13 protein-coding genes, 1 pseudogene, 1 riboswitch and 1 other annotated feature are annotated in these 20,206 nt (G+C 38.9%); of the genes and pseudogenes, 1 reads left to right on the top strand and 13 read right to left on the bottom strand.

Annotation, left to right across the window (positions count from 1 at the left end; all coding sequences use genetic code 11):
- Positions 1-10: 10 nt before the first annotated feature.
- The 6 genes from D8Q48_RS05955 to coaBC all read right to left on the bottom strand — a co-directional run bounded on the left by D8Q48_RS05955 (position 11) and on the right by coaBC (position 7,714).
- Positions 11-769 (bottom strand): tRNA threonylcarbamoyladenosine dehydratase, encoded by a 759-nt coding sequence (locus tag D8Q48_RS05955; RefSeq protein ID WP_121055838.1) that lies wholly within the window; start codon positions 767-769, stop codon positions 11-13.
- 1,051 nt (positions 770-1,820) lie between these two features.
- On the bottom strand, positions 1,821-2,972 hold the full coding sequence (locus D8Q48_RS05965) for a double-cubane-cluster-containing anaerobic reductase (protein WP_121055840.1): 1,152 nt from the start codon (positions 2,970-2,972) through the stop codon (positions 1,821-1,823).
- 22 nt (positions 2,973-2,994) lie between these two features.
- A complete protein-coding gene (locus tag D8Q48_RS05970) occupies positions 2,995-3,765 on the bottom strand; it encodes an acyl-CoA dehydratase activase (RefSeq protein ID WP_121055842.1) in 771 nt (256 codons plus the stop codon).
- A gap of 203 nt (positions 3,766-3,968) precedes the next feature.
- On the bottom strand, positions 3,969-5,600 hold the full coding sequence (locus D8Q48_RS05975) for a hypothetical protein (protein ID WP_121055844.1): 1,632 nt from the start codon (positions 5,598-5,600) through the stop codon (positions 3,969-3,971).
- Positions 5,601-5,767: 167 nt separating this feature from the next.
- Positions 5,768-6,388 (bottom strand): ECF transporter S component, encoded by a 621-nt coding sequence (locus D8Q48_RS05980; protein ID WP_022074998.1) that lies wholly within the window; start codon positions 6,386-6,388, stop codon positions 5,768-5,770.
- Positions 6,389-6,517: 129 nt separating this feature from the next.
- A complete protein-coding gene (gene coaBC / locus D8Q48_RS05985; protein ID WP_121055846.1) occupies positions 6,518-7,714 on the bottom strand; it encodes a bifunctional phosphopantothenoylcysteine decarboxylase/phosphopantothenate--cysteine ligase CoaBC in 1,197 nt (398 codons plus the stop codon).
- A gap of 173 nt (positions 7,715-7,887) precedes the next feature.
- Positions 7,888-8,124: a binding site (T-box leader), on the top strand.
- 134 nt (positions 8,125-8,258) lie between these two features.
- Between coaBC and D8Q48_RS05990 the strand changes: the two genes are divergently transcribed.
- Positions 8,259-9,287 (top strand): bile acid:sodium symporter family protein, encoded by a 1,029-nt coding sequence (locus D8Q48_RS05990; protein WP_121055848.1) that lies wholly within the window; start codon positions 8,259-8,261, stop codon positions 9,285-9,287.
- An 80-nt stretch (positions 9,288-9,367) separates the two neighbouring features.
- Here the strand turns inward: D8Q48_RS05990 and D8Q48_RS05995 are convergent, their stop codons facing one another.
- The 7 genes and pseudogenes from D8Q48_RS05995 to D8Q48_RS06025 form a co-directional block, all read right to left on the bottom strand.
- Positions 9,368-10,300, bottom strand: a complete 933-nt coding sequence (locus D8Q48_RS05995) for a D-2-hydroxyacid dehydrogenase (RefSeq protein WP_121055850.1) — start codon at positions 10,298-10,300, stop codon at positions 9,368-9,370.
- A 17-nt stretch (positions 10,301-10,317) separates the two neighbouring features.
- Positions 10,318-12,747 (bottom strand): GGDEF domain-containing phosphodiesterase, encoded by a 2,430-nt coding sequence (locus tag D8Q48_RS06000; protein ID WP_121055852.1) that lies wholly within the window; start codon positions 12,745-12,747, stop codon positions 10,318-10,320.
- Positions 12,748-12,771: 24 nt separating this feature from the next.
- Positions 12,772-14,418 carry a sulfate permease gene (sulP, locus tag D8Q48_RS06005; RefSeq protein ID WP_121055854.1) on the bottom strand — a complete coding sequence of 549 codons (1,647 nt, stop codon included), beginning with the start codon at positions 14,416-14,418 and terminating at the stop codon, positions 12,772-12,774.
- Positions 14,411-15,205, bottom strand: a complete 795-nt coding sequence (locus D8Q48_RS06010; protein ID WP_121055856.1) for a class I SAM-dependent methyltransferase — start codon at positions 15,203-15,205, stop codon at positions 14,411-14,413. The genes sulP and D8Q48_RS06010 overlap by 8 nt, the downstream gene beginning before the upstream one ends.
- 7 nt (positions 15,206-15,212) lie before the next feature.
- Positions 15,213-17,204: a diguanylate cyclase gene (locus D8Q48_RS06015; RefSeq protein ID WP_121055858.1), complete on the bottom strand. Its 1,992-nt coding sequence runs from the start codon at positions 17,202-17,204 to the stop codon at positions 15,213-15,215.
- A 105-nt stretch (positions 17,205-17,309) separates the two neighbouring features.
- The gene (locus D8Q48_RS06020) at positions 17,310-18,086 is read right to left on the bottom strand and encodes a ZIP family metal transporter (RefSeq protein WP_117990181.1); all 777 of its coding nucleotides are present in this window, start codon (positions 18,084-18,086) and stop codon (positions 17,310-17,312) included.
- A gap of 545 nt (positions 18,087-18,631) precedes the next feature.
- Positions 18,632-19,822: pseudogene (locus D8Q48_RS06025) on the bottom strand (sirohydrochlorin cobaltochelatase); the annotation flags it as partial.
- A 101-nt stretch (positions 19,823-19,923) separates the two neighbouring features.
- A riboswitch (cobalamin riboswitch) is annotated at positions 19,924-20,113 on the bottom strand.
- Between the last annotated feature and the right edge of the window lie 93 nt (positions 20,114-20,206).

Consider the following 20,206-nt stretch of genomic DNA (forward strand, 5'->3'; position numbering starts at 1 on the left):
GTCCTATCTTTTACTGTATTCCAGACAGGTCTTTTACAATCTCACCTGCAATGATCAGACCTGCTACCGATGGCACAAAAGCCGTACTTCCCGGAATCGCACGTCGCTCTGTACACTTGTGTTCAGCTCCCGGAGGACATATGCAGTTTGTACGACAACTACTTGCCATATCAGCTTTCGGCTTAATCGGAAGCTCGTCTGAATAAACAACTTTTAACTTCTTTACACCACGCTTTTTCAACTCGCGACGCATAACCTTTGCCAACGGGCATCCGCTTGTCTTATAAATATCTGCTACCTTAAAACGACTGGCATCTAATTTATTTCCCGCACCCATGCTGCTGATAATTGGTGTTCCGACTTCTTTTGCTTTCATAATCAACTCAATTTTGGCTGTCACTGTATCTACGGCATCTACAATATAATCATAGTCTTCAAAATGAAATTCGTCCGCATTCTCCGGCAAAAAGAAACACTTATGAACTTCTACTTTCGCATCCGGATTAATATCCGAAATACGTTCTTTCATCACATCTACTTTATATTTTCCGACGGTCTTTCTTGTAGCGATAATCTGTCTGTTTAAATTCGTCAAACAAACTTTGTCATCGTCAATCAGATCAAAAGAACCCACCCCGGAACGAACCAATGCTTCGCATACATAGCCGCCGACCCCGCCGATTCCAAACACTGCCACCCGTGCTCCTGCAAGACGCTCCATTGCTTCTTTTCCTAATAATAATTCTGTCCTTGAAAATTGATTTAACATTGCTTCTATCCTCATTTTCTATATAAAGTGTATTCTTTGTTTATCATATCGTTTTAGTAGGCAATTGTCAACCAAGGGCTGATGCAAACAAATCCACTTGCTGTTTCGTTCATTAAGTTGGATAAGCGTCCCTGAGAAAAATATTGGATATGAATTTCTATTCAGACTCCGTCAGCGGGAAATATATAAAGGTCAGAATTATTACTAAAAACAGAGCTTAGAAACCAGCAACTCGGGCTATGCCCTCAAACAGCAAGTTTCTAAGCTCTAACGTAAAATTCTGGCCTTTTAGTATTTCCAATCGCTTCCTTTGTATTCACAGAAATTCATATCCAATATTTTTTCTCAGTACGTTATCGCAAATCTAATGAATTAAAAAGCAGCGCTTTACTGGACAGGCGCTGGCACCTCATGTATCTACACATCTCGCTTATTGAGTGTTGTAGATATCTTTGTGGCAACCGTTGTATCTGCAAGGCTTGATATTCGCTGTTGCAGATGCTATTTTTGAGACCGAGGTAATCTGCAATTTGCTTTTCTTTGAGCTTGCAGATGCTTTTCAGCCTGCCTGTCATGTACAATTGCATCTACATCTTGTCTTTTCTGGGATTTAAAGATACTTCCTTCGCAAATCTTGCATCTACATCCCACGTTTTCGATAACGTGAGGATGCTCCCCATCAAAATTTGGCATCTTCAATTCCCCAAAATCCACTATCGCAGATATCGTCGCTCAATATCCTTTGTTGCTATTTACTTCACAACTTGAGCCGATACATTACTTACAAAAAATTGATATAAGAAATCCGAGCGAATATGGAGTGAGCGTTGGAGACACTTAGAGCGTAAATTTTTGTGTTAATGAATTTGAACGAACATGTTTGAAGCTGCGTAGCAGCAAGTTTGAGTTCAAGTTCATTTGCTTTTAGCAAAAATTTACGCTCTTATGTGTCACCCGCTCATGGAATTTGAGCAAGAATTCTTATATCAATTTTTTGTAAGGAAAGTATTGCCATTTAATGAACTAAATAGCAATACTCTGCATCCACATCCTACAGCATCTCTAAAAATGCCGCAACTCTTGTATTTAACTGCCCCACATCTGCCTGACTATAATCTGTCTCTACATTGATATACGGAAGTCCCATCTTCTCATTTACAAATTTACGGATTGCCAGTGTCTCCACATTATATGTATGACATGCCTGTAAGGTCATCTCCACTACTCCGTCAACCTGATATTCATTAATCAATCTCTCTAACAGCTCAAGACGATTTGGATTTGGTGTCATGACTGAACATCCGATTGCCAGATATCTTTCTGCCAGTGCCTGGTATACATCTGGATTTTCCTCGTCTACCAGCTTATCGATAGATTTTGCTCCGGAACAGTTTTCAAAAGCTACGACCACGCCGCCATTTTCCTCAATTGCTGTAATAATCTTTTCTGTTGCTCCGCCGATTGGACATCCGGTTACAAGAATACGTGGACGACTTTCCAACATTTTACCTTCTGCATATTCTTTTTCTATTTTCTCTGCCAATGCATTTACTTCCGCCGGAATTGCTTTTCTGTCAAATTTAAATCCACTTCCATAAAGTACCTTAAACAAATCATGTCCTTTGATTGGTGCCGGCTCGTGTTTCATCACTTCATATAAATTTTTCAAAGATTTTCTTACTTCATTTTCTTCTTTAATAGCCTCTGCAATTTTTTCTTCTGTAATTGCCACACCAAATTTTTCTTCCAGATATTCTTTAAAGCGTATAATCTCACCCTTCCAAAGCTGCATTGATGCCGCACTTTGAGAGTTTGGAAGCTCCATTACAAACACATCTTTAAATTCAGACATATATTCATACATCTTTTTCTTTCCATCACATGTAGTCTCTCCGACAACTACATCTGAAAAATAGAAAAATGGACATTTATCTGTCTTTGCAAATCCATAACTGGACTTAATCAGCGGACATAAATTTTTAGGCAAATCTTTTTCTGCATCCGGAATTGTCTCATCAGATGTTGAACATAAACCTACTGTGGCTGCTCCCATTGCCATTGCAATTTCTTTCGGGAAATATGTACAATATGCTCCGATAACCGGAATTCCTTTATCCTTCAACTGTTTTACTGCAAGAAATGAATTCTTTCTCTGTTCTGCAAACTCCTCAAATACCTCTGGTAAATCTTTAATTATTTCCATCTTCTGTTCATCCTTTCACTGTTTATCGTTTTTTTCTGCTTTTTTCCCCTGCCAGCAATGCTGCTCCAAGAGCTCCTGCATATCTGCCATTTTCTGTTGGTTCTACGGTTCGTCCTATCTTCTCTGACAAAATTCTTGTAAAATACGTACTGTTGCTGATTCCACCTGTCAAAATCACTTTATCCGGAAGTTCTTTTCTCTGTGCCAGCTGACATACCTTCGCTGCAACAGAATCCACTACACCGGCTGCAATGTCTTCTCTTTTATGCCCTTCCCCAATATAATTGATCACTTCCGATTCAGCAAATACTGTACAAAGAGAACTGATTGGAAGCACCGTTCCCGATTCTGCCATCTCAAACAATTCCTGCAGCGTAACTCCCAAACGATTTGCCATAATTTCCAAAAATTTTCCTGTTCCTGCTGAACACTTATCATTCATCAAAAAATCTTTTACCATTCCGTGTTCTACCAGAATCACTTTTGTATCTTGTCCACCCACATCAATGATTCCACAATTTTCTCCTGCTATCTCCCGTCCGCCTCTTCCATGACAGGTAATTTCTGTAATCACATAATCTGCGAAATCTACCGCAACCCTGCCATATCCGGTTGCAACAACCTTCGTAGAATCTGCCAGCACATCGATTCCCGATTCCTGCAATCGTTCCTGGATTATCTTGCATGTTTCTTTACTGCTCCATCCGGTTGGCAATACAAACTGCATCTGGCAGTCACCTCTTGTTACGACTTTTGATGCTGTCGAACCAATATCAATTCCTACGTAATTCATAACTTCCCCTTTCGTATCCAACTATATCCAAAGTATCATTTTTTTCTTTTAAATACAATAAAACCCAGACATGTGCTTATAGCTTTTTTACATGTCTGGGTTTATTTATTGAATTTATCTATAAATCATTTTTATCTATTATAAATGCGTACCTTATTTGTTTTCAGCCATCCTAAGATTGCCTCTTTCTGCCTTATTATTACCTACGCATGTTTAATATTATCATCTACATTATTTTTTTTGGCAGTCTTATCCTCTATATGAATAATCTGCTGAGATTCTTTCTTTTCTGGTTCTTCCTGCGCAGCTTTCTCGGCTGCTTCCTGCTCAGCCAGTGCCTCTTCTTCAGCGGCTTCTTTTGCAGCTCTTGCTTCTTCTTTCGCTTCTGCTCTCTCAGCCAATGTCTCATTGACATTCTCTTTTACCGCTTCAAAATGATCGTACAGTTTCTCCATATTTTCTGAAAATGCTGATACAACATTTGTCTTACGAAGCATTGTCACTAAAGCTCCCACTACACCAATGCCAATCACTGTTCCCAGCACGACCCACTGTGTAGCTGCACTTATTCCCATAAGATTCATAATCATGAATACAGAAGACAAAATTGAAATGCTACAGCATCCCACTACCAATTCCATCATATGGTTTTGTTTCTTCTCAGTCATATCCTTTATCTGCTCATTTAAGAAATTCAATTTCTTATCGAGATCATTGATCGAACCTTCAATTCCATTCATATCTAATAAATGCTGATAAATAATCTTAATCTCATAATTTCTTGAAAGATTCATAGCACGCACTACACCGAATGCCTGAAAATGCATCAGTATATCTTTGATTTCCTGCTTTTCTTTCGCTTTCATATCTTCCGCAGCTGCCTGTTCTGTCAGATACTGACATGTATATTTCTCATAAAGTGCGATGATTACTGCCGGAAGTTTATCTTCTGCATGCTGCTTCATCTGACCTTCCATGTTCAGATTATAGTCTGCCATAACATAGGATACTGCCTGATCTGAAACACATGCTCCCCAGTTATATGCCAGATGAATCTTATCCTGTGCTGCATACAGGTACTGCAGTGCACCTGTCATGTCTTCATCCACATCTGTAGATAAAGGCAGCATATTATTCTGATTACAAGTTACTCGTCTTATCGTATCTAAGTCACGGAATCTTCTTCCGATCATAGCCAGATTATATGTAAATGCATCTAAGAACACAGATGTTCCACTACGATGAAATACTTCCAGACCAATTGTATCCAGTAATATATCCAGTTTTTCATCCAGCGAAAATTCATGTGTCTTTTTCTCATTATCCAGATAAAAATATCGAGACTGTGTATCTGCACTTCCCGGATTACAAATCTGGGCGATCGCATCCATTCGACTATAACGAAGTCCCATACATAAGAATGCAACTCCTGTCTCAAACACATATAAATAAGCAGAATGAATATCAAATCCATCCTTCTCCCAGTTTATTCCAAGTTCGATTCTATCCTGATCCAAATCTGTAACGGCAAATCCCATTACGTTCTCTACTTCTATATTATCTAGCAATTCTTTAATAAATGTCTCACGCAGGAACTTGTAGCAGACACCAACATGCATTGGATCATTTTCTTTAAATAATATCTTTGCCTGTTCTGTCAGATTCGTCGTTGTAATATCTTGTTTCTCACAATTTGCCTTCAGCCATACCTGGTCAAGCTCTTCTTTTCTGTACTTCAACGGAAGCACTACATAGCTTCCTAATTGTGCACTCAAAAGAAATGGTTTCAACTGCTCGAACTCTTTCATAATTGTTACTTCTTGTTCCATTTCCATTATTCATACCCCGCTTTTGTAAACGTCCTTGTACCCGTTATTCTTGAACAGATACACACAATTACAGACTGATTCTAACATAAAATACTTTCTCTGGCAAGAATTCTATTTCTCTAAAGCAAGCAAGTTACTGTTCACAGTAACTGTGACCAACAACGCAAGCAATTCTATTTCTCTGAAGGCAGCAAACGTGCTTTGGAAAGTGCCGCTCCTATTGCACCTGTGATAACTGTAGATGCAACCATCTCACTGATAGCATTCACACCAACCATCATGCAGCATCCGATAATCACATTTCTTCCGTTCATAAGCCCCTGCACATATTCTGTATTTCCAAATAATACTACTAAAAATGTCATAAAAAACAAAGTATTTAAAAATGCTGAAAAGAATCCTGTCACTGCACTTGCCACATATGCATTCGTTCTTTTTCTTGTTGCTTTATAAATAAATCCGATAAGCAAACCATCCAAAAGACGTGGAACTACACGCTGGATAAATGCCAGAACCGGATTGATACTAAAGAGCATTGCTCCCATTACGCTGACTCCGCCGATTCCAATACACTGACCAAAGCTTGTCAGTCCAAAGATCAGTCCGGCAATTGCACCACCTGTCGGTCCTAATACGATTGCACAAATTGCAACCGGAATTACATTAAATGAAATTGCCAGTGGTCCAATGTTCAGATAACCTAATGGTGTACAGGACATAATGATAAGGACTGCTGTCATAAGTCCCAATGTAGCAAGTTGCATCGTGTTGAATTTTTTTGTTTTGTTGTTCATGTTTTCCTCCTTGTTACCGCTCCGCTTTGTGCGGATGCAATACGGTGTGTGTTATTAAGTTGCCGCCCATTCTTTGTATCCTCTTATCACTTGAAGCACATATGGGCGATTCTCTTGTAACTGACTTTCTTAGCGAATCGTCAATTCAAGAATTTTATCCAGAAGTTTATTGGCTGCATCCTCCTTGCTCATAAGCGGAAGTGATGTTTCCTCCTTCTGCGTAATCAGAGTCAATACATTGGTATCTCCCTGAAAGCCTGCGCCAGCCTCTTTTACATTGTTGGCTGCAACCATATCCAAGTTTTTCTTTTCAAGTTTGGCTCTGGAATTACTGATCATATTCTGGGTTTCCATAGAAAAGCCACATAAAAACTGTCCTTCTCTTTTATTTTCTCCCAAATATTTCAAAATGTCATCTGTCCGTTCTAACTCTATAGACATCTGACCTTCTTTTTTCTTAACTTTTTCAGAACTAACAACTGCCGGACGATAGTCCGCAACAGCCGCAGCTTTGATAATAATATCCTGCTCATTACTGATTCCTGTCACCGCTTCAAACATATCTTTTGCAGTAACGATTGGTATAACATTTACAAAAAGCGGGGCTTCAATCGCAGTACGTCCACTTACCAGCGTAACCTCTGCACCACGAAGCATCGCGGCTTTTGCAATTGCATATCCCATTTTACCTGAAGAATGATTCGTAATGTATCTTACCGGATCAATTGCTTCTTGTGTCGGTCCTGCCGTAACGAGAAGTTTCTTGCCTTGCAGATCTTTCTCACGTGCAATCTCTTTTTCAATATACGCAAGCAGAGTCTCCGGTTCCGGCATCTTGCCTGCCCCCGTATCTCCACATGCCAAATATCCGCTTGCCGGCTGGATCACCTCATATCCATAACGCTCCAATGTTTTTAAATTATCCTGCACGATAGGATTCTCAAACATATTCGTATTCATAGCCGGTGAAATATATTTCTTACATTTGCATGCCATCACCGTAGTAGTCAGCATATCGTCTGCAATTCCATGTGCCAGCTTTCCAATAACATTGGCACTTGCCGGTGCGATCATTACTACGTCCGCTTTCTTTGCTATTGAAACATGCTCTACTTGAAACTGAAAATTCCGGTCAAACGTATCCACCAGACATTTATTTCCCGTAAGGCTCTCAAATGTAATAGGATTAATAAAATTCGTTGCATTCTGTGTCATCAACACATGCACATCCGCATGAAACTTCTTCAATGCACTTGCAAGTGATGCACTCTTATATGCTGCAATGCTTCCTGTTACACCTAATAACACTGTTTTTCCCTTCAACATCTTCCATCTTCCTTTCCAGTTTCTATAAATGAATTCGATTTATTATAAACTACTCAAAAATACAATTCAAGTCAATCATAAAGATACTCTGTTTTTTGTTTCATACAAAATTTGTTCTTGACATTTCATTTCAGAGGTCTATAATGCGTAATTGTAAAACAAATACAGTTCACCGAAATTCGTCGATGAGAACAATGCCATATCTTATTTTATTTCACAGAGAGCCTGTGTTTGCTGGAAGCAGGTAATAAACAGATAAGGATATCCTCTCTAAGAAGCAGGTTGAAAGCACGATTAAGTAAACCTCGCCGGTCTCCTCCGTTATAGGGAACGCGTATGATAGTACGTTAGAGTGTTGCAGATTTTATTTGCAAAATTAGGGTGGTAACGCGGATTTATTCGTCCCTTTTCAGATTCTTGGTCTGAGAAGGGATTTTTTATTTCACTTTTATCTTTTCATTCCTCTGGATTTGGTGAACAAGTAACGATTTACAAATTCTTGTAAACCGCAACGTGAACAAATATATTTTAGGAGGTACTCGTAATGAAAGCATTACAAAAAGCAAGCAAATTTTTATCAGATTATACTTCTGTGGTCGTCATCGCAATCGCAGTTGTCACATTCTTCATCCCTACCATGATGGGATGGGTTAATTTTCAGCTTTTCACTGACCCGGTATCTAACAAATTTACCTGTCAATCTATTATCATCGGTATCATCATGTTCAGCATGGGACTTACTCTTACAACTGAAGATTTTAAAATTCTTGCTCAGCGCCCATTTGATATCTGCGTTGGTGCACTTGCCCAGTATCTGATTATGCCATTCCTCGCATTTGCACTTACAAAAGCTTTGCATTTGCCTGATGGTATCGCACTTGGTTTGATTCTTGTTGGCTGCTGCCCAGGTGGTGTATCTTCCAACATTATGTCTTATCTGTGCGGTGGGGACGTCGCATTTTCTGTCGGAATGACAACCGTTTCTACACTGCTCTCCCCAATCATGACACCACTTATGGTCTCATTGCTTGCCAGCGGCACACAGATCAGCATTAAAGGACTTCCAATGTTCGTATCTATCATTGAAACTGTAATTCTCCCTGTCGGTGTTGGTTTCTTGTTAAATTATCTCTATGGCAAAAAGAAAATGTTCCATGAGATTCAGCAAATGATGCCTGGTGTTGCTGTACTCGGCCTTGCCTGTGTAGTCGGTGGAGTTGTTTCTTCTCAGGGTTCTAAATTCTTCCAGTCAGGTGTTGTCATCTTCGTCGCTGTATTACTTCATAATGGACTCGGATATTTACTTGGCTACGGAGCCGGAAAACTTGTAGGTATGAATACCTCTAAAAAAAGAACCATTGCCATCGAAGTCGGTATGCAGAACGCAGGACTTGCAACTAACCTTGCAACTACAACAGCTCAGTTTGCTTCTACTCCGGAGTCAGCAATCATCTGTGCTGTATCTTGTACATGGCACTCCATCTCCGGTACTCTGTTAGCCGGTATGTTTGCAATGTATGATAAACATAAAGCAAAAGAAAATAAAGTTGGTGTTATGGCTGAAGCAAAATAAACAGCCTTCCTTAAAAGCATAAAAAGCAGGATATACATTCTCTTAAAATGTATGTCCTGCTTTATTATATTTCTCAAACTCTACGCAAAGAATTCTTTCACCTGTCCAAATATAATGTCCATCAATTTCGTTCTTGCCTCGACGCTCGCCCATGCAATATGCGGCGTAATCAAAAGTTTTCCACTGTCTTTGATTTTTCTAAGAGGATTATCCACACTCATCGGTTCTTTTGTCAACACATCCAGACCAGCCGCAGCAATTTCACTCGTTTCTAACGCATCATATAAATCCTGCTCCACTACTATCGGACCCCTTCCAAGATTCAGAAATATCGCATTTTTCTTCATTTTGACAAATGCTTCCCGGTTCATCAGCCCTTCTGTATACTCATTAAGCGGAGCATGCACCGACACAATATCCGATGTGGATAACAATGTGTCTAAGTCAACCTGCTCATACCCTTCCTGTGCCGGACTTCCCGATGCAGAATAATAAATCACATGTGCACCAAATGCTCTTGCAATCTCCGTTACTCTTCTTCCAATATTTCCAAGCCCGATAATTCCCCATGTTTTTCCATGAATCTCTGTAAAATGTTCTGCAAAATGTGTAAACTGTACATCATTTACATAATGCTCTTCTTTCACATAGTCATCATAGTAACGCATCTTTTCCAATAAATAAAACAACATTGCAAATGTATGCTGCGTCACTGTCTCTGTAGAATATCCCGCCACGTTCCGCCATGCGATCCCTCGTTTTTCCAGATATTCCTTATCCAGATTATTTGTACCGGTCGCTGTGACGCAAACTAATTTTAGATTCTTTGCAGTACCGATCGTCTGCTCATTAATCTGTACTTTATTCAGAATAATTACATCCGCATCCTTCACCCTCTCCGGCACTTCTTCTGTGGAAGAAAAGTCATGCTTGACAACTTCTCCCAGTGTTTCATATTGTGACAGGTCAATATCCTCACCAATTGTTTTTACGTCTAAAAATACAATTTTCATGCTAATCTCCATTCATTTTAGTCCACGATTTGTCTCAATAGCTCTTCCTCGCATACCGGTCTGGAGAAATAATATCCCTGAATCAGGTCGATTCCCCACTGGTTTAGCAATTCTACTTCTTTCTTTTCTTCCACACCTTCTGCGATCAGATTATATCCCTGATTTTTTAGAATTGCACACATATTTCGATAGAACCTTGCTACTTTTTCATCTTCCATAATTCCCTGAAGTAATGAACGATCCATCTTAACACATGCAAACGGAAGTTTTAATACAGTATTCAGATTTGCATACCCTGAACCAAAATCATCCAGACACAATCCTATTCTTTCTGCCTGTAATTCTTTTACAAAACGATAAAGTTCTTCATTATATTCTGTTGCCACCGTCTCCGTAATCTCGAACTGGAAAAATGAAACCGGAAGATCGTATTCGCGGATCATAGCTATCAAACTATGACAGTATCCCTTTTTCAAAAACTGTGCCGGGGAAAGATTAAATTTCACACTTAGTAACTTTTCTCGCAACTTAGGATTTGCTTTCATAAAACGGCAGATTCTTCGAAATTGAAGAGAACTTAACGCATTAATCTGACCCGTATTTTCTGCAATTCTAATAAATACATCCGGCGGTATCATACCAAATTTCGGATGTCTTAAACGGCTTAGTGCTTCTACCGCTACAAACCTTTGTCTTTCTAATGAATATATCGGCTGATAATATACTTCAAATAAATCCTCACGGATTGCTTTTGGCAGAAAGCTTTCGATTTCCTTTTCATATTGAAAGCCATCCATGGTTTCTTGATTGCCTTGGATCACGATTGTATCACCACTTTTTACTGCCTGCGCCGTCAGATATTCAATATATGATAGGACTACCTCACTCTCCTGACCATGTTCATATTCCACACTACATATGATTGCCGGAATATGAATTTGTTCTTCACCAATCCGAAGCTCTTCGTCAAATAATTCTTTCAGTTCCTTTTGCATCCGCTTTGCCTCAGATTTTGAATATGCAGTAAGAATAAACTGATTTCCTCCTACACGGAACATCTGGTTTACATCCACACGCTCCTTTATGTACTCTGATACTTTCCGAAGCATTTCATTTCCAAAGCTTGTTCCATAAATCGTATTCACACGTTTTAATTGAAACAGCACAACTGCTGTCATATAGATTTTAGAAACCTTCTGTTCTGGCAGCCACTCTTGAAAATACTGAATATCCGGCAACTGTGTCAGGTTGTCTCTACGTGCCAGTTTATTATAAATCGTTGCCTCTACTCGAAACTGCATATTATGAAATGCTGTATGTAACAATCCACTCATCAAAATAATGGAAAAGATCAGATTTCCAAGCTCAAATATGAAACCATATCTCGTAATATCAAATACCCAGTAGAGCAGCAATGAAGTGATTCCTATTACAGATACTACTACAAATGCAAATAAAATTGTTCTGATTTCTTCCGTCCTTTTTTCCTGATATTCTTTATATAAGCATATTTCCAATATTATAATTGCGATTACAATAAGTATATGCGTAATTCTCAGCATATCGATAAGCTCAAATACTTGAAGCAGTTTCAATACACTCTGTACCAGAATATTTACATAAAAAATATACTTCAACCAATTCAGAATCCTATATTTCTCCATTCCTCTGGTATCCCCAATAAAATGAATCATCGGAATAGGGAAAAACATAAACATGTAAAACGAAACATAAGCTACTGCCGGAGAGTAATCAAACAAGTTCTGAAACAGAGAGGTATCTGTCAGACACCATATTCCACAACTGACCAAGTAAATCGCTGCATGTAAAAATCGTGTTTCTACAACCTTCTTGTATTTTAAATAAATATGAACTACTAATGATGCCATGCTGATTAAAAACATGATAAACACAAGCAACAATACCAAACCTTCAGAAGTCAGCTGATAACGCAGAACTGCATCACTATATCCAATATATATGGGTTCGATTTTAAAAGTGTTGCTGCCATCATTTTTATACACGCAGGTTATTTTCTTTCCGCCAACATGATCCGGAAGCTGCGTTCGACACTCTAATTTATGCCGCATCTGAGCGTTTCTTGGAAACACTTCGTCATTATATTCATATAATACCCGTGCTCCCAATTTAATCTGAATCCGATAATATGCACCTTTTGTAATAATTGTTTTCAAATCCTCCTCACCGGTAATACCTACATGATACAGATTAAGAGTATCTTCCTTATAATTCGTAATCGTTACGGGCAGATTTACCTCTATTTTTTTGCCATCTTGATAATAAAACCAATCTGATGAAATTTCTGTTACCCTACTCTCCATCTCTTCCTTTTTTTGATATGTCTGTATCACCAAAAACACAAGCGACATAATACAAAGAATAATTAGTAAGAACTCTATTATTCGGCCTATTTTCTTTTTATTCATTCTATACCTTATTCCTTCTTCATACTATTTTACAAGAGACTCTGCATAATCCAATGCTTCAACGATATTTGTACGGAAATTATCTTTACCAACATCTTCTACAAAATGATCTTTCTCCATAACTGCCATCGGCTGTTCATTTACATGAGAGAATATAATTGTAATATGTTTTTTCTCAGCCCGTTTTGCAAGCTCTCTCAACGTTTTCATCGCACTTGCATCAATGGCCGGTACACTTCTCATTCGAATTACGATCACCTTTGTTCTGTGATCACTGTTAATGCTTAATATCTGGTCTGCTGCTGCAAAGAACAATGGTCCTGAAATCTCAAACACACGAATACTTCGAGGGATATCTCTTAATTTTTCAGCTTCACCAGGTGTGATATCCGGCTCATCAACGTATTTCCATGTTTTAATATCTGCTGTTTCTGCCATACGTTTCATAAATAACAAGGATGCAAGCACAACACCTACTTCAATTGCAACTACAAGATCAAAGAATACTGTCAGGAAGAAGGTTGCAACTAACACAATCACATCACTCTTCGGTGCTGTTTTACACAGTCTGAAAAACGAATTCCAGTCTGCCATATTTGCTGCTACAACAAGAAGTACTGCTGCAAGCGTTGTCATCGGAATCAATGCTGCAAGCGGCATTAGAAGAAGTAAAATAATTGCCAGTGTGATACAATGTACAATTCCGGCAATCGGAGTACGTCCCCCATTTCTTACATTTGCCGCTGTTCTGGCAATTGCACCTGTAGCAGGAATTCCTCCAAAAAGTCCTGAGAAAATATTTCCAAGTCCTTGTCCGATAAGTTCTGCATTCGACTTATGATTATCTCCTATCATACCATCTGAAACAACTGCTGATAAAAGAGATTCGATTCCAGCCAGAATTGCAATTGTAAATGCAGGTGAAAGCATCTCCTGTACCAACTCAAAAGACACGGATGGCATATGAAATGCCGGGAATGAAGAATTTAATTCTCCGTAAACACTTCCTATCGTATTGACCGGAAGATTAGCAAAATATACGATTGCTGTTGTTATAATAATAGCAACTAAAGAACCCGGAATTTTATCTGTCACCTTCGGCCACACAAGCATGATTACAACAGCAAGTACGCCAATCCCCAGGGCAACTACATTAATTGTTGAAATATGATTTGCATACGCAATGATTTTTTGCACAAACTCGGATGGAACTGCTCCCATCTCAAGACCGAAGAAATCTTTCAACTGTCCGACAAATAAGGTCACTGCGATACCACAGGTAAACCCTGTCGTTATTGTATATGGAATATATTTGATCAAGGAACCAAATCTACACAATCCCATGATTACCAGAATAATTCCGGCTAAAATCGTCGCTACAACCAGCCCGTCTGTTCCATACTGGGCAACAATCCCATATATAATTACGACAAACGCCGCCGTTGGGCCTCCAATCTGCACACGGCTTCCACCAAAAAACGAAATAAAGAAGCCTGCAATGATTGCAGTATAAAGACCTTGCTCAGGCCCTACTCCGGAAGCAATTGCAAGCGCAATTGAAAGTGGTAATGCAATAATCGCAACAATGATTCCGGAAATGATATCCTTCATCAATTGTTCTTTATTATAATCTTTTAATACTTCAAACAACTTTGGTTTTAAATCATTCATGTTTTTTATTATCCTTTTTCCTTATAATGTCTACCGTATGTGAACCGGCCCCCACCAGTTCCAGGCGCTCGCAAGTAGACAAATGATATTCTATAAATGTCTGAAATGTTTTTTCATCCATCGCATTTAATACCGGTCGCATATAATCCGACGGACCATCTGCAGAAATGATCTGTATACGTTCCATTCCTGCCGCATCATTATATGAATCGATATCTTCCAGTCTCACATAATCATACAAATCGGCCTCTTCCGGCTGTACTCTGAATTTTTCATCTATCTTACCGTTTTCCATACATTCCAAAATGTGATTCTGTTTAAACCCATAAGTCAAAACACTATACTCATTCATACAGTATGCCACCAGAATCACACCTTCATCTTTTAACACACGTTTCGCTTCAGTAAGAGCTTTCACCTTATCCTCCTTTGAGTACAAATGGTACATCGGTCCAAATATAAGAATCAGATCAAACTCTTTGTCCTGAAAACGGGAAAGCTTCATTGCATTTCCCTGATATGCTTTTACAGCACTGTTTTTCTTTTTCAAAATTCCCAGATTGTATTTCACAAGTTCTACTGCTGTCACATCGTATCCTTCTTCGGCGAGTTGAACGCTATATCTTCCGGTTCCCGCACCCACATCCAGAATTTTTGCAGACTTATCCACAGGCAAATATTTATGAATATATTTCATAGAAGTAATAAACTCCACCTGACCATGTCTGCTTGTCAGACGTTTTTCTTCGTTAAACTTATTGTAATATTTTTCAAGTTCTGTCATCATAGATGTTCTATTCCTCAGCCTCTTCTATCATTTTTTTATAAGCAGAGCCCTCGTTGAATACTTCTAAATCCCTGCCTCCATCCTGCATAGCTCTACTGATGTTTTCCTGGATTTCCTCAAGACATTCTAACAGAATCGGATTAAATTCCTCAGCTCTCTCCTGCAATAGAATACGCATTGCTTCCTTGTGAGAAACACCTTTCTTATTCACACGGTCCCGCGTCAATTTATCATAGGCATCTGCCAATGAAACAATCTGTGCTGAAATCGGAATCTCTTCCCCTTTAAGTCCATCCGGATAGCCTTTTCCATCATACCTTTCATGATGCCATCTGCATATTTCATAAGCTGTTGTTACCAACTCATCCTCTTTATGTGAATCGAGATTTTCAAGCATCGATGCTCCGAGCAAGGTATGTGCCTGTACCAATTCTTTCTCCCGCTCTGTCGGCGGCTCTTTTTTATTTAAAATCTTTTCACTGATTCCGATTTTTCCAATATCATGTAACGCTGACGCTGTTTTAATAACAAGCTGATCCGACCAGTTCAGCTTATAACGGTCTGTCTTTTGAACCAATTGTTCCAACAACATCTCTGTTAAAATGTGCATGTGACGGATATGTGCTCCGTTTTCGCCATTACGAAGTTCAACGATCTGACTCAACAAATCTACCAGTATTCGTTCATTTTTTTCTTTCTCATAAATCTGTTCTGTCACAAGCGCAATCAATCTTCTCTGCTTTACATATAGCTTGATTACATTACAAACTCTCTGATAGATAACCTTTGCATCAAATGGTCTGCCAATATACTCCGATGCACCCATCCGATATGCTTTCGTCACACTTGCAATGGAATTATCCTGTGAAATAACTATAACCGGTATGTCTTTGATCCATTGATTTTCATTCATATATTCCAAAACATCAAAGCCATCCATTCCTGACATAATGATATCTAATAAGATAATTGAAATTTCTGCCCCTTGCTTCTGCAATATTTCAACGCATTCTTCACCACTGGCTGCTTCCATAATATCAAAATCATCTTTTAACATTTCCGCAAGCAGTTCTCTGTTTATCTCTGAATCATCTACAATTAAAACGCGTTGTTTACTTGTTGTTTCCAGATTTTTCGTTTTATCTGTATCAGTCACGATCATATTCTTTTTCTTTTTTGCCTGATACATCAACTGATCCGCTCTTGCAACTGTTTCTTCAATCGGCTCTTCGCCCTTCAATGCCCCGCCAATGCTTGCAGAAATGTGTAACCAGGAGTATTCCGGTACTTCTGCATCATAGATTCTCTTTTGTATCTGTCTTAATTTTTTTGCAAATACTGTCTCATCAATATCCGGAAGTAAAAGTAAAAATTCATCTCCTCCAAATCGGATCAATATATCGGTTTTCCTGATGCATGCCTGAATTTCTCTGGATACGGTTTTTAAAACCATATCTCCCGCATTATGTCCCAAAGTATCATTATATAATTTAAAGTCATCCAAATCCATCATTGCAATGCCCATGCGTCCGTTCATTTTTTTCACATAAGCTTCATAATAGCGACGATTATATACTCCTGTCAGTGCATCCTGATATAACTCTTCATTATATTGAGTCAACTTACTGATCAAAAGACTTTTCCCTTTAGAATCCAATACTGTTTCATCTTCCAGACAGGATAACATTTCTACTACATATGCTTTTCCATCAATCTCTACATATCTTGCAATCACATAAAATATCTGCGAGCCGAGATATTCCAGCTTTGTATATTGACTTTTCTCTTGCAGAGCTTTGATTGATATACAATTGCTGCATTGTTCTTTCCTGTTCCAGAATGAATAGCACTGGCATGTAACAGGTGTATCTGTTTCCAACCCATCTATTCTCTTTTTAATATCTTCCGCATCGAGTAGACGAACCACTGAAAATATATTTTCTAAATGTGCAATCCATTCGTCAGCTTGTTGTCTTGTCATAACCACATCTGATTTCATCTTTTTACCTCTTTGGTGTGTAAACCTTATACATTATAAGATAAATGTATATTTTTGTCTATAATATGCATTTTTATTTCTTTCTCTGCCAAAATCATACTTTTACTATCCAAGTGCCACATCCAACATCATCATAACAGTAAATCCAACTGCGAAAAATACTGTCCCTATATTGGAATGTTCACCTTGAGACATCTCCGGAATTAACTCTTCAACCACCACATATATCATTGCGCCTGCCGCAAAGCTTAAAAGATATGGCATTGACGGAATGATCAATCCTGCTGCTAAAACTGTCAGTACTGCTCCTATCGGTTCTACAATTCCAGACAATACACCAGCCACAAATGCTTTTGGTTTCTTCATTCCTTCTGCTCTAAGCGGCAATGAAATAATTGCCCCCTCCGGGAAGTTCTGTATTGCAATTCCAATAGATAAGGCAAGTGCACCTGCTGCTGTAATCTTTTCATTTCCAGATAAGTATCCTGCATAAACCACTCCGACTGCCATACCTTCCGGAATATTGTGAAGCGTTACTGCCAGCACCATCATCGTTGTCCTCTGTAATTTACTCTTTGGTCCTTCTGCTTTCTCACTATTCCGATGCAAATGCGGAATTGCACGATCTAGTAACAACAAAAAAAGTACCCCGGCCCAGAATCCTATCACTGCCGGAATAAACGACCATTTTCCCATATTTTCTGACTGCTCGATTGCCGGAATTAACAGACTCCATACGGATGCTGCTATCATTACTCCTGCGGCAAATCCAGTCAACGACCGCTCTACAGAATCACTCAGCGAATTTTTCATAAAGAATACACATGCTGCGCCAAGCGAAGTCCCCAGAAACGGAATTAAAATAATATAGATATCTTTCATATCGACTCCTTTATATTGAAATTTTCATCATGTTCGGTATTAGATTTCTATAAATATTTTACTTTTTTATCCTATGTTATGCAACCAAAAAAGAAGATATTCGATTCATTTTCCTAAATCAAATATCTTCTTTGTATTTACTATTCTGCTTTTACCGGATTGGATACACTCACCTTATGATCGTACCATTTTCCTTTTGTTCCAATTAAAGCAAGATCGAATTCTTTATCAAGTGCCGGAACCGGAACATCGAATCCATTCACCTCTTCGCTTGTTCCATCACTATATTTTACTGTATCAGTCGTAGGTTCTAACAGCTTTGCTCCATCTTTCTGTGCATCTTCTGCTGTTCCTTCGAACAGATTTACAATATTTTTTGACACAAGACTGACATGAATTGTCATCTTACCATTTTTTACTGTTAGTGTTCCTTTTCCATCCATTGCCTCATTTACATGAAACATAGAACTGTCTGTATTAAATTCTGCTGTATATGTTCCATCTTCCAATGCTGTTTTTGATGTCTGCTCTGTTTTGATTCCTTCTGCGTCCATTGCTGCTTTTGTATGTGCCACGTATAACTGCTGGATGTCAGAAATCTCTCCAAGACCTGCAATCTGTGTCTCTACACTGTCAAATTCCTTAGATGCCTCAAACTGACTCTTCCATGAATCGTCATCATCACCTGCCATGTCATTGTTTGCATGGTCTCCTGCCACAACCATAAGTGGACGAAGGATTACGTTTTTATATCCTGCATCTTTTACTTTTTCAATCACTGCTTCACATGATGTATCTTCCGGTTCACCTTCTACTGTTCCGATAAATACATTCTTGTATCCAAGATTTTCCATCTGTGTCTGCATCTGCGAATAACTGATTTTTGCTGTATGAGATGTTCCGTGTCCCATAAATACAAATGCTGTTCCATCTTCAGCTGCTGCATCTAAACTATCATATTTTGCTGTTTTTACAGCTTCTGCTGTGATTGCTTTTGCTACAGCTTCTTTATCTTCATTGATTACTGATGCATCTGATCCAACTTCTCCAAGAAGTGGTTCTGCAATTTTTACAGTTTCAAATTTATCCTGATATTTCTCAACTACCCCTGTCAGTTCATCATATTCTGCTCCATGCATTAAATGTGTCGGCTGAATGATCAGATTCTTAACACCATTATCTACTGCTCGGTCCAGTGCCTGTTCCACATTATCAATTTTCTCGTCATCACGAGCCTGTACATGATTGATAATAATCTGTGCTGTAAATGCTCTTCTTACGGACCAGTCAGGATAAGCTTCCTGAAGCGCCTTCTCCACACCACCGATATCTGTTGCACGGCTGTCATTGAATGATGTTCCAAAGCTTACTACTAAAAGCTCATTTTCTCCGATGTCATCTGCATTGAGAGGATCATCCTTTGATGCATCGCCTGTGTCTCTTCCAAAATAATCGGGATCTGCATTCTCTCCCTCTACCAATTCTTTCTGTGCATCCGTAAGTGCATCCCAGGCCTCTTTAGCCGCTTTACACTGCTCATCTGTTTTGTCTGTTCTTTCCTGTACATAAATGTCGTCGATCAGCTTTGCAACTTTATCGGCTGCCGCCTGATCACTGTCTTTTGTCGTATCCTCTGTTTTCGTGCTGTCTGTTGTTTTTGCAGAATTTCCACATCCACCTAACATAGATACACTCATTGCTGCTGCGATACATAAGATTACCAGTTTCTTTTTCATTGTTGTCCTCCTGTTTATAACTGTTTTTGCCATACATTTTATACAAATGCAATTTTTCGGAGTCTATTTCGTACTGCCAGTTCCTCGTGGCCTGAATATTCTATTCCTGTACTGTGAAAGGCAGGTCTCCCGGCTCATTGCTCAATCGCTTCTTTTCTCCTTCCCAGTTTCCTAGTGGAGTATCGCATAAGCTTGCAAAATACGGTGACGAGTTCGTACAGGATTCTCACCTGTTTCCCTTTTCACCAGTCAAAATTACTTTTGACTGACACCTCACACATTTCTATGCAATTGTATTATTCTTTATGTAAAGCAGTATTATCTTAGCATGGGTACCTTGTACTGTCAAATGAAAGCCAACGAAACAAAAAAGGCAGCGGCTCT

This window comes from Ruminococcus sp. B05, from assembly GCF_003628495.1.
Taxonomy (GTDB): Bacteria; Bacillota; Clostridia; order Lachnospirales; family Lachnospiraceae; genus Schaedlerella; species Schaedlerella hominis.

Coding starts and splice junctions, on each gene's coding strand:
- D8Q48_RS05955 (WP_121055838.1), bottom strand. CDS start 769: ATGTTAAATCAATTTTCAAGGACAGAATTATTATTAGGAAAAGAAGCA.
- D8Q48_RS05965 (WP_121055840.1), bottom strand. CDS start 2,972: ATGGAAATAATTAAAGATTTACCAGAGGTATTTGAGGAGTTTGCAGAA.
- D8Q48_RS05970 (WP_121055842.1), bottom strand. CDS start 3,765: ATGAATTACGTAGGAATTGATATTGGTTCGACAGCATCAAAAGTCGTA.
- D8Q48_RS05975 (WP_121055844.1), bottom strand. CDS start 5,600: ATGGAAATGGAACAAGAAGTAACAATTATGAAAGAGTTCGAGCAGTTG.
- D8Q48_RS05980 (WP_022074998.1), bottom strand. CDS start 6,388: ATGAACAACAAAACAAAAAAATTCAACACGATGCAACTTGCTACATTG.
- coaBC (WP_121055846.1), bottom strand. CDS start 7,714: ATGTTGAAGGGAAAAACAGTGTTATTAGGTGTAACAGGAAGCATTGCA.
- D8Q48_RS05990 (WP_121055848.1), top strand. CDS start 8,259: ATGAAAGCATTACAAAAAGCAAGCAAATTTTTATCAGATTATACTTCT.
- D8Q48_RS05995 (WP_121055850.1), bottom strand. CDS start 10,300: ATGAAAATTGTATTTTTAGACGTAAAAACAATTGGTGAGGATATTGAC.
- D8Q48_RS06000 (WP_121055852.1), bottom strand. CDS start 12,747: ATGAATAAAAAGAAAATAGGCCGAATAATAGAGTTCTTACTAATTATT.
- sulP (WP_121055854.1), bottom strand. CDS start 14,418: ATGAATGATTTAAAACCAAAGTTGTTTGAAGTATTAAAAGATTATAAT.
- D8Q48_RS06010 (WP_121055856.1), bottom strand. CDS start 15,205: ATGATGACAGAACTTGAAAAATATTACAATAAGTTTAACGAAGAAAAA.
- D8Q48_RS06015 (WP_121055858.1), bottom strand. CDS start 17,204: ATGAAATCAGATGTGGTTATGACAAGACAACAAGCTGACGAATGGATT.
- D8Q48_RS06020 (WP_117990181.1), bottom strand. CDS start 18,086: ATGAAAGATATCTATATTATTTTAATTCCGTTTCTGGGGACTTCGCTT.